The organism is Cellulosimicrobium cellulans (assembly GCF_024124905.1).
Taxonomy (GTDB): Bacteria; Actinomycetota; Actinomycetes; order Actinomycetales; family Cellulomonadaceae; genus Cellulosimicrobium; species Cellulosimicrobium cellulans_G.
Genome location: NZ_JAMXST010000008.1, coordinates 1 through 14239, shown reverse-complemented (window position 1 = coordinate 14239; position 14239 = coordinate 1). Strand labels below are relative to the sequence as shown.

Sequence of the window (14239 nt, the reverse complement as noted above, 5' to 3'; positions counted from 1 at the left end):
GGTCCCGCTAGCCTGGGTCCGTGCCCGGACCCACCCTGAGCGAGGTCGCGCGCGACGCCGGCGTCTCCCTCGCGACCGCCTCCCGCGCGATCAACGGGAGCGCGAACCGCACGGTGCGCCCCGACCTGCGGGAGCGGGTGCTCGCGTCGGCCCGCCGGCTGGGCTACTCGCCGGACCCGAGCGCGCAGGCCATGGCGCGCGGCCGCACGACGAGCGTGGGCCTCGTGGTGCACGACATCGCGGACCCGTACTTCTCGTCCCTCGCGGCGGGCGTCGCCGACGCGGCCGACCGCGACGGGCTCATCGTCACGCTGACGAGCACACGGCACTCGCCCGAGCGGGAGCGCGCGTTCGTCGAGCTCATGGACCGCCAGCGCGCCCGGGCCGTGGTGCTCGGCGGCGGGCGGCTCACCGAGGACGCCGACGGTGCGCTGCGAGGCGCGCTCGAGCGCTACCGCGCGTCGGGGGGCGGGGTCTCGCTCGTGGGCCAGCCGCTCGGCGACCTCCCCGCGGTGGAGATCGCCAACACCGACGGCGCCGCGGACCTCGCGCGCGCCCTGCACGGCCTGGGCTACCGCGCGTTCGGCGTGCTCGCGGGGCCCGGGGGCCACCGCACCGCGGTCGACCGGGCGCGCGGCTTCACCGAGGCGCTGGCCGCCCTCGGCTCGCCCGTCGCCGCGGACGCGGTCGTCGAGTGCGCGTTCACGCGCGACGGCGGCCACGGCGGGATGAGCGAGCTGCTCGACCGCCTGGGGAAGGGTCTGCGCGGCAGGGGCACCCCGCCCGTCGCCGTCTTCGCGGTGAACGACGTCATGGCGGTGGGGGCGATGGCCGCGGCCCGCGAGGCGGGCCTGCGCGTCCCCGAGGACGTCGCCGTGGCGGGCTTCGACGACATCGTGACCCTGCGCGACGTCACGCCGGCGCTCACGACGGTCCGCATCCCGCTCGCCGAGGTCGGGGAGCAGGCGCTCGCGCTCGCGCTCGCGCCCTCGCTCGCCCCGTCCGACGACGACGCCGCGCCGCAGCGGGTCGTGGTCCGGGGCGAGGTCGTGCTCCGGGAGTCCACGCCTCCGCTCTGACGCACCCCTGTTGACGCGGGAAAACGGCTCCCCTACGCTCGCGGAAAGCGCATTCCGCCCGCCGCCCTGCCGGGGGCCCGACCGACGACGGAGTCTCGATGACCACCACCCGAACCCTGCGGATCGCGATGAACGGCGTGACCGGCCGCATGGGGTACCGCCAGCACCTCGTCCGCTCGATCCTGCCGATCCGCGAGCAGGGCGGCGTCGAGCTCTCCGACGGCACGCGCCTCCAGGTCGAGCCGGTCCTCGTCGGGCGCAACGAGACCAGGCTCCGCGAGCTCGCCGCGCAGCACGACGTCGAGCACTGGACCACCGACCTCGCCGGCGTGATCGTCGACCCGGCGACCGACGTCGTCTTCGACGCCTCGATGACGGCTCTGCGCGCCAAGACGCTCACCATGGCGATGCAGGCGGGCAAGCACGTCTACACCGAGAAGCCGACGGCCGAGACGCTCGCCGAGGCGGTCGACCTCGCGCGGCTGCGCGAGGAGACCGGGGTGACCGCCGGCGTCGTGCACGACAAGCTGTACCTGCCCGGCCTGGTGAAGCTCCGCCGCCTCGTCGACGAGGGCTTCTTCGGCCGCATCCTGTCCCTGCGCGGCGAGTTCGGCTACTGGGTGTTCGAGGGCGACCACCAGGCCGCACAGCGCCCCTCGTGGAACTACCGCGCCGAGGACGGCGGGGGCATGACGACCGACATGTTCTGCCACTGGAACTACGTGCTCGAGGGCGTCCTCGGGTCGGTGCGGACGGTCACCGCGCAGACCACGACCCACATCCCCACGCGCTGGGACGAGCAGGGCAGGGAGTACGCCGCGACCGCCGACGACGCCGCGTACGGGATCTTCGAGGTCGAGACGCCGGGCGGGGACCCGGTCGTCGCGCAGATCAACTCGTCGTGGGCCGTGCGCGTCTACCGCGACGAGCTCGTCGAGTTCCAGGTCGACGGCACGCACGGCTCCGCCGTCGCCGGCCTGCGCCGGTGCGTCGCGCAGCAGCGCGCCCACACCCCCAAGCCCGTCTGGAACCCGGACCTCCCCGTCACCGAGCCGTTCCGCGACCAGTGGCTCGAGGTCCCCGCGAACGCCGACCTCGACAACGGCTTCAAGGCCCAGTGGGAGGAGTTCCTGCGCGACGTCGCCGCCGGCCGCCCGCACCGCTACGACCTGCTCTCCGCCGCGCGCGGCGTCCAGCTCGCCGAGCTCGGGCTCCGCTCGTCCGCCGAGGGCCGCCGCCTCGACGTGCCGGAGATCGTGCTGTGACCGCGCCGACGACCGAGGCCCCCGGCGCGCGCGAGCTGCGCGACCGGGACGGCAGCGGCGCCGTCGTACGCCTGCCCCGCTTCGCCGACGACGGCCGCGTGGCCGGGACCGAGGTGCGCGAGCTGCTCGTGCCCGGCCCGTGGACGACGCCGGCCGCGCCCTTCACGTCGCGCGTCGCCTTCGCGGCCGCGCACGTCGTGCCGCGGGTGGGCGCGGAGAACGTGCCCGGCGCGCCCGCCGTCGTCGACTGGGACACGACGCTCGCCTACCGGCACCGGCTCTGGGAGCACGGGCTGGGCGTCGCCGACGCGATGGACACCGCCCAGCGCGGCATGGGCCTCGACTGGGCCGCGACCCGGGAGCTCGTGCGCCGGTCGGCGGCCGAGGCGCGAGCCGTCGGCGGTCGCGTCGCGTGCGGCGCGGGCACCGACCAGCTCGACCCGGCCGTCGTCGCGGGCTGGGAGCGGGGCGACCCCGCCGCGCTCGCCGCGGTCGCCGACGCGTACCGCGAGCAGGTGCACGTGGTCCAGGACGCGGGCGCCCAGGTGGTCGTCATGGCGTCGCGCGCGCTCGCCCGCGTCGCCCGCTCCCCCGAGGAGTACGCGCGCGTCTACGACGCCGTGCTCGCCGAGGCCGACGCGCCCGTGATCCTGCACTGGCTCGGGACGATGTTCGACCCCGCGCTCGCCGGGTACTGGGGCACGGGCGACGACGTCGCCGCGGCCACCGACGTGTTCGTCGACCTGGTCCGCGCCCACCAGGGTCGCGTCGACGGCGTGAAGGTGTCGCTGCTCGACGCCTCGCACGAGAAGGGCCTGCGCGCCCGCCTCGCCGCGCTCGACCCCGCCGCAGGAGGCGCCGTGCGCCTCTACACGGGCGACGACTTCCACTACCCGGAGCTCGTGGTCGGCGACGGCCGGGCGCACTCCGACGCGCTGCTCGGCATCTTCGCGGCGATCTACCCCGCCGCGTCGACGGCGCTCGGCGCGCTCGACGCCGGCCACCCCGACCGCGCGCACGCGATCCTCGCGTCGACGGAGGCGCTGGGGCGCCACGTGTTCGCCGCGCCGACGCACTACTACAAGACGGGGATCGCGTTCCTGTCGTGGCTCAACGGCACGCAGCCCGCGTTCCAGATGGTCGGCGGCCTGCAGTCGGGGCGCTCCGTCGCGCACCTCGTCGCGCTCGTCCGGCTCGCCGACCGCGCCGGGCTGCTGCTCGACCCGGACCTCGCCGCACGCCGGACGCGCGCGTTCCTCGAGGCGCACGGGGCGGCGGCGTGACCACCGTGGCGTGCGGCTCGCTCCCGACGCACGCCGCGCCGTCGCGGCCGTGGCCGACCGCTCCGCCCGCCACGCCCTGCCGCACCTGACGGCTCCCGACCGGCACCCGACGAACCACCGGGCCCGCTCAGGCCCACCCTCTCGCGGCCCGTGCGTCGCTCGGCTCTCCCGCCGAGCGGCGCACGGGCTGTCCTGCGTCGGCCCACGACACCCCCGAGGGGGTTGACGAATCGGACATGGCGGGGCATGATCGTGGGCAGAGCATACCCCCTAGGGGTATCTGGGAGGAGGAACGGTGGACCACCGTACGGAGCATGACCACGGGCACGGGCCCGGTCCGGGCACCGACGACGCGCACCAGGGGGCGCACGCCCACCAGGGGGCGCACGCCCACCACGACGCCCCCGCACCCGCCGCGCACGCGCCGGCCCACGCGCACGCGGAGCACGACCGCGCGGGCCACGCCGAGCACGACGCGCACGCCGGGCACGACATGCCTGACCACGACGACCATGCCGGGCACGACATGTCCGGCCACGGGGGCCACGCCGGGCACGACATGACGGGCCACGGAGGTCATGGCGACCACGTCGGGCAGTTCCGGCGCCTGTTCTGGGTCATGCTCGTCCTCGCGGTGCCGACCGTCGCGCTGAGCCCGATGTTCGCGATGCTGCTCGGCTACGACCTCCCCGACGCCGCGTGGCTGCCCTGGGTCTCGCCCGTGCTCGGCACGGTCATCTTCTTCTGGGGCGGACGGCCGTTCCTCACGGGCGCGGTGGGCGAGCTCCGCGGTCGCAAGCCCGGGATGATGACGCTCATCTCGCTCGCGATCACGGTCGCGTTCGTGTCCTCGCTCGGGGCGAGCCTCGGGCTGCTCGCGCACGAGCTCGACGTGTGGTGGGAGCTCGCGCTCCTCGTCGTCATCATGCTGCTCGGCCACTGGCTCGAGATGCGCTCGCTCGCCCAGACGGCGTCGGCGCTCGACTCGCTCGCGGCACTCCTCCCGGACGAGGCGGAGCGGGTCGCCGAGGACGGGAGCGTGACGACGGTCGCGCCGACGGACCTGCGCGTGGGCGACCTCGTCGTCGTCCGCCCGGGCGGGCGCGTCCCCGCGGACGGCGAGGTCGCGTCCGGGTCGGCGGACGTCGACGAGTCGATGATCACCGGGGAGTCGCGGCCCGTGCGTCGTGCCGTCGGGGACGCCGTCGTCGCCGGAACCGTCGCGACGGACGACGCGCTGCGCGTGCGGATCACGGCCGTGGGCGAGGACACCGCGCTCGCGGGCATCCAGCGGCTCGTCGCCGACGCCCAGGCGTCCTCGACCAAGACCCAGCGCCTCGCCGACCGCGCCGCCGGCTGGCTGTTCTGGTACGCGCTCGGCGCGGCAGCCCTGACGATCGGCCTGTGGCTCGTCTTCGGCACGCCCGAGCAGGCGCTGATCCGCGCGATCACCGTGCTCGTCATCGCGTGCCCCCACGCCCTGGGCCTCGCGATCCCGCTCGTCGTCTCGCTCTCGACCGAGCGCGCCGCGAAGGCCGGCGTCCTGGTGAAGGACCGCCTCGCGCTGGAGCGCATGCGCACCGTGGACACGGTCCTGTTCGACAAGACCGGGACGCTGACGGCGGGCGAGCCCGTCGTCGCCCACCTCGCGACCGCGGGCGGCACGACCGAGGACGAGCTCCTCGCGCTCGCCGCCGCGGCCGAGGCCGACAGCCAGCACCCGCTCGCGCGGGCGATCGTCGACCGTGCGTCCGAGCGGGAGATCGACGTCCCGCAGGCGACCGACTTCCGGTCGCTCACCGCGGTCGGCGTCGAGGCGACCGTCCCGACCGCCGGAGGTATGCGCCGCGTCGCGGTCGGCGGCCCCGCGCTCCTGCGCGAGCGCGGGCTCGACCCCCTGCCCGACGCCGAAGCCTGGGCGCACGACGGCGCGACCGTCCTGCACGTGGTGGCCTCGCCCGCCACGGCCCGTCCGGGCACGGGTGCTCACGAGGGCCACGGGCACGCGGCGGGCGAGGTCGTGGGCGCGTTCGCCCTCGCGGACGCGATCCGTCCCGAGTCGCGCGAGGCCGTCGACGCCCTGCACCGGCGCGGCATCAAGGTCGTCATGATCACGGGCGACGCCGAGCCCGTCGCCCGCGCGGTCGGGCGCGAGCTGGGCATCGACCAGGTGTTCGCGGGCGTGCGCCCCGAGGACAAGGACGCGAAGGTCGCGGAGCTCCAGCACGACGGCCGCGTCGTCGCGATGGTCGGCGACGGCGTCAACGACGCCCCGGCGCTCGCCCAGGCGGACGTCGGCATCGCGATCGGCGCGGGCACGGACGTCGCCATCGCGTCGGCCGGGGTGATCCTCGCGAGCTCCGACCCGCGCGCGGTCCTGTCGATCATCGAGCTGTCGCACGCGTCCTACCGCAAGATGCAGCAGAACCTGTGGTGGGCCGCGGGCTACAACATCGCGGCCGTGCCCCTCGCCGCGGGCGTGCTCGCGCCGGTCGGGTTCGTCATGCCGATGGCCGTGGGCGCGATCCTCATGTCCGCCTCGACGGTCATCGTGGCGCTCAACGCGCAGCTCCTGCGCCGCATCGACCTCGACCCGGCGCGGCTCGCCTCCCGGTGACCTCGCTGCCGATCACGAGGTTGGTGTCGTTCTCGCCGCGAGAACGACGGCAACCTCGTGCTCGCGGACGAGGAGGGTCGTGGTCGGCGGTCGTGCTCGTGGGACTGCTGGCGGCCGCGGTGCTGTGGATGCACGTCCTCGCGGGGAGCAGCACGCACCACGGCGTCGCGCTGCCCGACGTCGGACCCGCGCACGGCGGTCCGGTCGCCCTCGACGGTCCGACGGCGTCAGGCGGCACCTTCGCCCGGGACGGCGAGTCCCCGCACGCCGCCACCACGCTCGGCCTGGACGCCGGCACGGCTGCCTCCGGGCTCGGCCGGGACGACGCCACGCCAGCCTCCGGGCCAGGTCCGGCCCTCTCGGCGGGAGCGGACGCGCACGGCGGCACGGGGCCGCTGTGCCTCATGGTGCTCGTCGCGCTGGTGACGCTGGCCGCGCGAGCCGCGCTGCGCCGTCGGACGCCGTGGCACCCGACGCGCGGTGCCGCGCCCGTGCTCGACGTGCGGACCGCGCTCCCGGACCGCCCGCCCGACCTCCGTGCGCTGGGGATCAGCAGGACGTAGGCCGGCGACGGCCCCGTCCTGGGCGCCCACGTGCGCCCGCTGCACCCCACGAACGGAGATCGACCATGACACGCACCGCCCGCACGACCCTCGCCGCGCTCGCGCTCGGCACCACGCTCGCCCTGACGGGCTGCTCCGACGCCGGCACCGGAGACGCCGGCGAGCAGCCGGCGGGCACGCCCACGAGCACCGCGCCCGCGAGCGCCACGACGGCGTCCGCCGCCGACGTGATGTTCGCGCAGATGATGATCCCGCACCACGAGCAGGCCGTGGAGATGTCCGCGATCGTGCTCGCGAAGGACGGCGTCGACGAGCGCGTGGTCGCCCTCGCCGAGCAGATCGAGGCCGCGCAGGCCCCGGAGATCGAGCAGATGACCGCGATGCTCGACCGTTGGGGCGCCGACCCGTCCGGTGGCGACCACGCCGGGCACATGGGCGGCATGCTCGACGACGACGCGCTCGCCGCGCTCGAGGCCGCGCCCGCCGAGGAGGCCCAGCGCCTCTTCCTGGAGGGCATGGTCGAGCACCACGAGGGTGCCGTCGCCATGGCGCAGGACGTCCTCGCCGAGGGCGAGGACCCCGAGGTGCTGGCGCTCGCGGAGGAGATCGTCGCGGCGCAGCAGGAGGAGATCGACGCGATGCGCTCGCTGCTCGCCGAGCTCTGACCCGCCGAGCACGACGTGGGTGTCGTTCTGAACGCCTTGGCGACACCCACGTCGTGCTCGACCGCGAGGAACGTCGTGCTCGCTGCGAGACTGGGCGGGTGACCACGCCGACCCCCGACCGGCCCGTCGCCGGCGTCCTGCTCACGCCGGGCGCCGGCGCGAGCCGCGACCACCGCGCGCTCGTCGCGATCGACGACGCGCTCGCCGCGCTCGACCCGCCCGTGCCCGTGCGGCGCGTCGACTTCCCCTACCGGACCGCGGGCAAGCGGATGCCCGACCGGCCGCCCGTCGCGATCGCCCACGTGCGCGCGGAGGCCGAGGCGTTCGCCGCCGAGCTCGGCACGACGACGGACCGCCTCGTGCTCGGCGGCCGCTCGTACGGCGGGCGCATGTGCTCGATGGCCGTCGCCGAGGGCCTGCCCGCGGCCGGGCTCGCGCTCGTCAGCTACCCCCTGCACCCGCCGGGCAAGCCCGAGCGCCTGCGCACCGAGCACTTCCCCGACCTGCGCGTGCCCGTGCTTCTCGTGTCGGGGCGCACGGACCCGTTCGCGACGCCCGACGAGCTCGCCGAGCACACCGCCGCGATCCCCGGCCCGGTCACGCGCGTCGAGCTCCCGGGCGCGCACGACCTCAAGGGCCAGGACACCGCGGTGTGCGACGCGCTCGTCGCGTGGCTCGCGACGCTCGGTCGCTGAGCTCGACGCGAGAACCCTCAGCGCCGCCGGACGCGGAGCACCGCCGCGTCGACGCGCGGCGGCGGCCGGAACGCCGAGCGCGGCACGGACCGCGTGACCTCGACGGCCCAGCGCCGTGCGGCGCGCCCCGCCGTGCCCTCGCCCGCGGCGATGCGCCGCGCGGCCTGCCGCTGCACGACGACGTCCGCCGCGACGAGCGCGGATCCCCGCGCGAGCACGCGAGCGAGCAGCGGAGACGTCAGCCCGAACGGCGGGTTCGCGACGACGCGGAACGGGCGTCGCGGCAGGCGCAGGTCGGCGAGGTCGACCTCCAGGACCGTCACGTCCGCACCGGCGAAGCGCTCGCGCAGGGCACGGGCGCGGCGCGGGTGCAGCTCGACGGCGAGGACTCGCGCGCCCGCGGCCACGAGGTGCCGCGTGAGCGCCCCGTCCCCGGCCCCGAGATCGAGGACGAGCTGACCGGGACGCACCCCGGCGTCGTCGACCACGCGCGCGGCGTGCTCAGCGGTGAGCGGGTGCCATCCCCACTCGCGTCGCGAGGCCGGCCCGGCCACGACGCACCATCGTCATGAAGAACATGACGGCCACGCTAGGACGGCGCGAGCGTCGAGGTCGAGCGATTTGTCCGGGCCCGAAACCGCGCTTTCCGACGGCGCACCCGGACTGCGTACGATGTGCCGCGGACCACGCCCGAGCCGACCCGGAGGTGATGATGCGCGCCGCTGGCCGACTGCTCGCGCTCGCGACCCTGGGGGTCGTCACGGCGGCGCTCGCGGCGGCGCCGGCGGTAGCCGCCGATCGCGACGGCGGCGGAGGGCTCACCGTCACCGTCGACACCGTGTCGTTCGACGCGAGCCGGCTGCACGAGGGGCCGGGGTGGCTCGGGTACGTCGTGACCTCTCCCGACGGGTCGCACGCGCGCCACCTCGGAGACGGCTACTCCCGGGAGGACGCCGCCGACGGCGTGCTGGAGCTCGACGTCCCGCGGCGAGGACAGTACAGCGACGGGTACTGCATCAGCTGGGTCATGGTGACGGGCATCGACCAGCAGTTCGCGGAGTGGAACGGCGACGCCGCCGTCTGCACGACCACCGCCACGCCCGCGCCGACGACGCCGCCCCCCGCTCCCGTGACCGAGGCGCCCGTCGAGGCGCCTCCTGCGGTCGAGGCCCCCGCGCCGGTCGTCGAGGCGCCCGTCGGGACGGCGGACGCGCCCGAGCCGGAGGTGACCGAGGAGCCGACGCAGGAGCCGACGACCGAGGCGCCCGTCGAGCCCACTCCCGAGCCCACGACGGCCCGGCCGGAGCCGTCACGCACGCCGCTCACGTCAGCCGCGGAGCGCATGGCGCCTCCCCCGCCCGCGCAGGAGGCGTTCCCGACGCTCGCCGTGGTCGGCGTCGGCGGGCTCGTCGCCGCGGCGGCCGGCGGCGCGATCCTGCTGCTGCGCCGCGTCGGCTGAGCGCTCAGCGCGTGCGCGGCGCGGCGCTCCTGGACGCGCGGCGCTGCCACCGCACCGGCTCGTCGACGTCCCCCGCCGTGTCGACCGGGTCCGACGGGTCGTGCGCCGCGACGGCGGGCAGCCGCCCGGTTGCGCGCGGGAGCCACGCCGCGTGGCACGCATCGCCAAGGCCGCCGCGTCACGGGTCCGGCGAGTCTTCAGCGACCAACACGCTGCTCGTCGCCTCGGGCACCCTCGCCCGGACATGACTGAGGCCCGGAATCGTTGAGATTCCGGGCCTCGTCGGAGCCGCCTAAGGGAATCGAACCCTTGACCTATTCATTACGAGTGAATCGCTCTGCCGACTGAGCTAAGGCGGCGTGCTACGTCCCGGTCCGCTCCGCGAACCGCTGGCAACGAGCGCCTACTGTACCCAACGACCGGGCCAGATTCCAAAGCGGCCCCGTCGGCAGCCGTCGGGCGCCCGTGGCGTCAGCAGCGCAGCCCGTCCTCGGGCACCGTCCCGTCCACCAGGTAGGCGTCGACGGCGTCGCCCACGCACGCGTTCGCGCGGCCGTAGGCGGTGTGGCCCTCGCCCTCCCACGTGAGGAGGACGGCCGAGTCGAGCGTGTCCGCGAGGCCCTCGGCCCACACGTACGGGGTGGCGGGGTCGTTGGTCGTCCCGATGACGACGATCGGCGCGGCGCCCTCGGCGTGGAGGTCGAACTCCTGCTCCACCACGGGGTAGGCCCAGCCGTCGCACGTGAGGCCGCCGAACGCGAAGAAGTAGCCCATGGTGGGCGCGGCCTCCTCGAGGCGCTCGAGCTGGGCCAGCATCGCGTCGGGGTCGTCGTCCTGGCGGCCGTCGAGGCAGTTGACGGCGCGGAAGGCCTCCGACGAGTTGGACGCGTACGTGCCGTCGGGGTTGCGGTCGTTGTAGAAGTCGGCGAGGTAGAGCAGCAGGTTGCCCGTGCCGTCCTCGAACGCCTCCGTGAGCGCCTGCGTGAGCACCGGCCAGCTCTGGTCGTTGTAGAGCGTGACGGCGACGCCGTAGAACCCGAGCGTCTGCGTCACGCGGCGGTCCGAGTCGGTCGGCAGCGGGTTCGCCTTCGCGGCGTCGAGGAGCGAGCGGATCTGCCGCATCCCCGCGTCGGTGTCCCCGCGCAGCGGGCAGTCGCCCCCGGCCTGGCAGTCCTCGACGTACGCGCGCAGGGCGTTCTCGAACCCGACCGCCTGCTGCTCGGAGATCGTGTCGGGGTCGAGGCTCGTGTCGATCGCGCCGTCGAGCACGAGGCGCCCCACCTTGTCCGGGAACAGCCCCGCGTACGTCGCGCCGAGCTGCGTGCCGTAGGAGTAGCCGAGGTAGGCGAGCTTCTCGTCACCGAGCACGGCCCGCAGCATGTCCATGTCGCGCGCGGCGCTCTGGGTGTCGACCTGGCCGAGCAGGTCGCCCGTGTTCTCGGCGCACGCGTCGGCCCAGGCCCGCCGGTCCTCCGCGAGCGCCTCAAGCCCCGCCTCGTCGGTGTCGAAGTCGCGGGCCAGGGACTCGTCCTTCGCCGCGTCGTCCAGGCACACCACGGGCGAGGACTGCCCGACGCCGCGCGGGTCGAACCCGACGAGGTCGTAGGCCGCGGTGACACGCTCGCCGACCGTCGGGGCGAGGGTCGTGACGAAGTCGATCCCCGAGGCCCCGGGACCGCCCGGGTTGGTCAGGAGCGAGCCGATGCGCTCCCCCGTCGCGGGCTGGCGCTTCACCGCGAGCTCGATCTCGCCCGCCTCCGGGTCCTGCCACGAGAGCGGGGCGCGCGCCGTCGCGCACTCCCAGCCCGCACCGCAGTCCTCCCAGGCCAGGCTCTGGCCGTAGAACTCCTCGAAGCCCTCCGGGCCGGTCTCGCCCGTGCCGGACGCGGCGGCCGCGACGTCGTCCACGGGGGTCTGCTGCTTGGGCGGCACGGAGCACGCGCCCAGGACGAGGGCCAGCACGAGGGTCGCGGCGCCGGCCAGGGAACGTCGAGCAGCGCGGGAGAGGGGCGTCGTCACCCGCACACGGTAGCCGCTCCCCCGACGCGCGCAGGACGGTCCCGCCGGGGCGGGACCGTCCTTTCACGCGCTCTTCACCGCAGGGGCGGCTACTCCTCGACCCAGGCCGACTCGCCGGTCGTGCCGTCCGCCGCGGGCGGGACGACGACGGTCCCGCGGTCGCCGAGGACGACGCTCACCTCGCCGCTCGCGTCCACGTCGTCGGGCACCCCGACCACCGAGGTCGCCGGCACGTAGTCCATCGTGCACGGCGTGTCCGGGGCGATCTCGACGAACGTCACGACGACGTCGCCCCCCTGGACCGCGGCCTCGTCCTCCGCGAGCACGGGGCACGTGCTCGACCCGTACGTCACGACGAACAGCAGCCCCGGCTCCGCGCTCCACGCTGCGCCCGTCCCACCCTCGGTCGGCGCGTCGACGCCGGGCGGCAGGCCCATGCCGTGCGCGCCCGCCACGACGTCCATCGTCCCGGCGTCGGGCAGGCCTTCCTCCTCGGAGGCGTCGTCCGACGGCTCCTCGGACGCGTCGTCGCTCGGCGCGGTGGACTCCTCGGAGGCGGACGCGTCGTCCCCGCCGCCGTCGGTCTCGGAGGCGCACGCCCCCAGCAGGCCGACCGCGAGGACGAGCGAGAGCGCGGACGCGGTGCGAGCCGTCCGGGAGACGGGGCGGCGGACGGGGACCATGAGCACTCCTCGGTCGGCGACGGTAGCGCGACCATCGTGGGCCCTGGTGGGCGGTCGTGCGCGGCGAACCGCGACGCGCCGGGCGATCGTGACCGGACGGTGACCCGGCGACGGTGGGAGCATCCCAGCATGGACGCTCCGCTCACGACGCCCGGCACCGGGCCCGCCCCCCTGCGCTGGGGCCTGCGCACGGACCTCCGGAGGCACGGCGACGGCGGCGACTCGAGCCGCGTCGGCTACGTCGAGCTCTTCTTCGACCTGGTGTTCGTCTTCGCGGTCACGCAGCTCTCGCACGGCCTCATCGCCCACCCGGGCGCCGAGACCCTCGTGCACACGCTCGTCCTCGGCGTCGCGGTGTGGTGGGTGTGGGTCTTCACGATGTGGGCCACCAACTGGCTCGACCCCGAGCGCGTCCCCGTGCGGGCGATGCTGGTCGTCCTCATGCTGCTCGGCCTGGTGCTCGCGAGCGCGATCCCCGAGGCGTTCGGCGACAAGGCCCTGCTCTTCGCGGTGATGCTCGTGACGATGCAGGTGGGGCGCAGCGCGTTCGTGCTGGTCGCCCTGGGCCGGGTGTGGCCGGAGAACGCGGTGAACTTCGCCCGCATCACCACGTGGTTCGTCGTCTCGGGCAGCCTGTGGATCACCGGGGCGCTCGTCGAGGAGCACCGGCTCGTGCTGTGGGCGGTCGCGTGCGTGATCGACCTGGCGGGACCGCGCGCGATGTTCTGGCTCCCGTGGCTCGGGGCCTCGCGCGCGAGCACGTGGGTCGTCCGGGGCGAGCACATGGCCGAGCGCGTGAGCCTGTTCGTCATCATCTGCCTGGGCGAGTCGATCATCGTGACGGGCGCGGCGTTCGCCGAGCTGCCGCTCGACGCGACGACCGTCTCCGCGTTCTGCTCCGCGTTCGCGAGCACGGTGCTCATGTGGCTGCTCTTCTTCGACCGCTCCGAGCGGCGCGCGACCGAGTACTTCACCTCGCGCGACGAGCGCGGCATGGTGGCCCAGACGGCGTACACCTACGTGCCGTTCGTCATCGTCGCCGGGATCGTGCTCACCGCGGTCGCGGACGAGCTGGTCCTGCTGCACCCGCTGGGGCACGCGGGCCACGCCGACGCGTGGACCGCCGCGCTCGTGTGCGGGGCGGCCGCGACCTACCTCGTGGGCAACGCGCTGTTCCGCCGCGCGGCCGGCGGGCCGTGGTCCCTCCCGCACCTGCTCGGCGCGGCAGCGGTCGGCGCGCTCTACGCGACGCACGGGTGGCTCACGCCCCTCACCCTCAACTGGGTCACCGACGGCATCCTGCTCGCCGTCATCGTCGGCGACGTCGTGCGCGCTCGTCGTCGGGTGGCGACGGACGAGCCCGGGTGATCCGCCCCGAGAGACGAGGTACGGCCGCTTCGTGCGCTTCACCCGGCTTTCGCCGGGCGCGAACCCCCCATCGTCGCTAGGTTCGCCCTGTTGGTGCGCGGCAGCCGGCCGTGCTCCGGGTACGGGGATCCGTCGAGAAAGGGCGCGACCGTGGACTTCTGGGACTTCTTCTGGCTCCTCGTCTGGAGCTTCTTCTTCATCGCCTACCTCATCGTGCTCTTCCAGATCATCGCGGACCTGTTCCGTGACCGGGAGCTCTCGGGGTGGTGGAAGGCCGTGTGGATCATCTTCCTCATCTTCCTGCCGATCCTGACGTCGCTCGTCTACCTCATCGCGCGCGGGCGCGGGATGGCGGAGCGGCAGGCGGCGGCGGTCGTCCAGGCGAAGCAGGACACCGACGCGTACATCCGCCAGGTCGCGACCACGTCGCCGGCCGAGCAGATCACGCACGCGAAGTCGCTCCTCGACTCCGGGGCGATCACGCCCGAGGAGTTCGCGCAGCTCAAGGCGAAGGCGCTCGCCTGACCGACCTCGCGTGACCGG

General features: G+C 75.1%; 13 protein-coding genes and 1 tRNA gene. 10 read left to right on the top strand and 4 right to left on the bottom strand.

Annotation, left to right across the window (positions count from 1 at the left end):
• Positions 1 to 20 precede the first annotated feature (20 nt).
• From NHH00_RS20320 to NHH00_RS20290, 7 genes are all read left to right on the top strand, one after another.
• The gene (locus tag NHH00_RS20320) at positions 21 to 1079 is read left to right on the top strand and encodes a LacI family DNA-binding transcriptional regulator (RefSeq protein ID WP_253055344.1); all 1059 of its coding nucleotides are present in this window, start codon (positions 21 to 23) and stop codon (positions 1077 to 1079) included.
• A 98-nt stretch (positions 1080 to 1177) separates the two neighbouring features.
• Complete coding sequence (locus NHH00_RS20315) at positions 1178 to 2344, top strand: Gfo/Idh/MocA family protein (protein ID WP_253055343.1); 1167 nt, start codon at positions 1178 to 1180, stop codon at positions 2342 to 2344.
• A 71-nt stretch (positions 2345 to 2415) separates the two neighbouring features.
• Positions 2416 to 3627, top strand: a complete 1212-nt coding sequence (locus tag NHH00_RS20310) for a dihydrodipicolinate synthase family protein (RefSeq protein ID WP_374615377.1) — start codon at positions 2416 to 2418, stop codon at positions 3625 to 3627.
• Between the two features lie 295 nt (positions 3628 to 3922).
• Positions 3923 to 6244: a heavy metal translocating P-type ATPase gene (locus tag NHH00_RS20305; RefSeq protein ID WP_374615373.1), complete on the top strand. Its 2322-nt coding sequence runs from the start codon at positions 3923 to 3925 to the stop codon at positions 6242 to 6244.
• Between the two features lie 98 nt (positions 6245 to 6342).
• On the top strand, positions 6343 to 6807 hold the full coding sequence (locus tag NHH00_RS20300; protein WP_253055342.1) for a hypothetical protein: 465 nt from the start codon (positions 6343 to 6345) through the stop codon (positions 6805 to 6807).
• A gap of 65 nt (positions 6808 to 6872) precedes the next feature.
• A complete protein-coding gene (locus tag NHH00_RS20295) occupies positions 6873 to 7472 on the top strand; it encodes a DUF305 domain-containing protein (protein ID WP_253055341.1) in 600 nt (199 codons plus the stop codon).
• A 98-nt stretch (positions 7473 to 7570) separates the two neighbouring features.
• The gene (locus NHH00_RS20290; RefSeq protein ID WP_253055340.1) at positions 7571 to 8167 is read left to right on the top strand and encodes an alpha/beta hydrolase family protein; all 597 of its coding nucleotides are present in this window, start codon (positions 7571 to 7573) and stop codon (positions 8165 to 8167) included.
• A gap of 17 nt (positions 8168 to 8184) precedes the next feature.
• Here the strand turns inward: NHH00_RS20290 and NHH00_RS20285 are convergent, their stop codons facing one another.
• On the bottom strand, positions 8185 to 8721 hold the full coding sequence (locus tag NHH00_RS20285) for an rRNA adenine N(6)-methyltransferase family protein (protein WP_253055339.1): 537 nt from the start codon (positions 8719 to 8721) through the stop codon (positions 8185 to 8187).
• A gap of 158 nt (positions 8722 to 8879) precedes the next feature.
• Between NHH00_RS20285 and NHH00_RS20280 the strand changes: the two genes are divergently transcribed.
• Positions 8880 to 9626: a hypothetical protein gene (locus tag NHH00_RS20280; protein ID WP_253055338.1), complete on the top strand. Its 747-nt coding sequence runs from the start codon at positions 8880 to 8882 to the stop codon at positions 9624 to 9626.
• Between the two features lie 286 nt (positions 9627 to 9912).
• On the opposite strand, the gene NHH00_RS20275 is transcribed toward NHH00_RS20280, so the two are convergent.
• The 3 genes from NHH00_RS20275 to NHH00_RS20265 all read right to left on the bottom strand — a co-directional run bounded on the left by NHH00_RS20275 (position 9913) and on the right by NHH00_RS20265 (position 12328).
• Positions 9913 to 9985 (bottom strand) — tRNA-Thr (locus NHH00_RS20275).
• A 112-nt stretch (positions 9986 to 10097) separates the two neighbouring features.
• Positions 10098 to 11645 (bottom strand): alpha/beta hydrolase, encoded by a 1548-nt coding sequence (locus NHH00_RS20270; protein WP_253055337.1) that lies wholly within the window; start codon positions 11643 to 11645, stop codon positions 10098 to 10100.
• An 89-nt stretch (positions 11646 to 11734) separates the two neighbouring features.
• A complete protein-coding gene (locus NHH00_RS20265; RefSeq protein ID WP_253055336.1) occupies positions 11735 to 12328 on the bottom strand; it encodes a hypothetical protein in 594 nt (197 codons plus the stop codon).
• A gap of 129 nt (positions 12329 to 12457) precedes the next feature.
• Here NHH00_RS20265 and NHH00_RS20260 point away from each other — a divergent pair, with 129 nt between their 5' ends.
• Complete coding sequence (locus tag NHH00_RS20260; protein ID WP_253055335.1) at positions 12458 to 13696, top strand: low temperature requirement protein A; 1239 nt, start codon at positions 12458 to 12460, stop codon at positions 13694 to 13696.
• Between the two features lie 150 nt (positions 13697 to 13846).
• Positions 13847 to 14221 carry an SHOCT domain-containing protein gene (locus tag NHH00_RS20255; RefSeq protein ID WP_087471101.1) on the top strand — a complete coding sequence of 125 codons (375 nt, stop codon included), beginning with the start codon at positions 13847 to 13849 and terminating at the stop codon, positions 14219 to 14221.
• Positions 14222 to 14239: the final 18 nt, after the last annotated feature.

Bases quoted from the DNA above. Each gene is read 5' to 3' on its own strand.
- NHH00_RS20280 (WP_253055338.1), top strand. From the start codon at position 8,880: ATGCGCGCCGCTGGCCGACTGCTCGCGCTCGCGACCCTGGGGGTCGTC.
- NHH00_RS20260 (WP_253055335.1), top strand. From the start codon at position 12,458: ATGGACGCTCCGCTCACGACGCCCGGCACCGGGCCCGCCCCCCTGCGC.
- NHH00_RS20265 (WP_253055336.1), bottom strand. From the start codon at position 12,328: ATGGTCCCCGTCCGCCGCCCCGTCTCCCGGACGGCTCGCACCGCGTCC.
- NHH00_RS20295 (WP_253055341.1), top strand. From the start codon at position 6,873: ATGACACGCACCGCCCGCACGACCCTCGCCGCGCTCGCGCTCGGCACC.
- NHH00_RS20315 (WP_253055343.1), top strand. From the start codon at position 1,178: ATGACCACCACCCGAACCCTGCGGATCGCGATGAACGGCGTGACCGGC.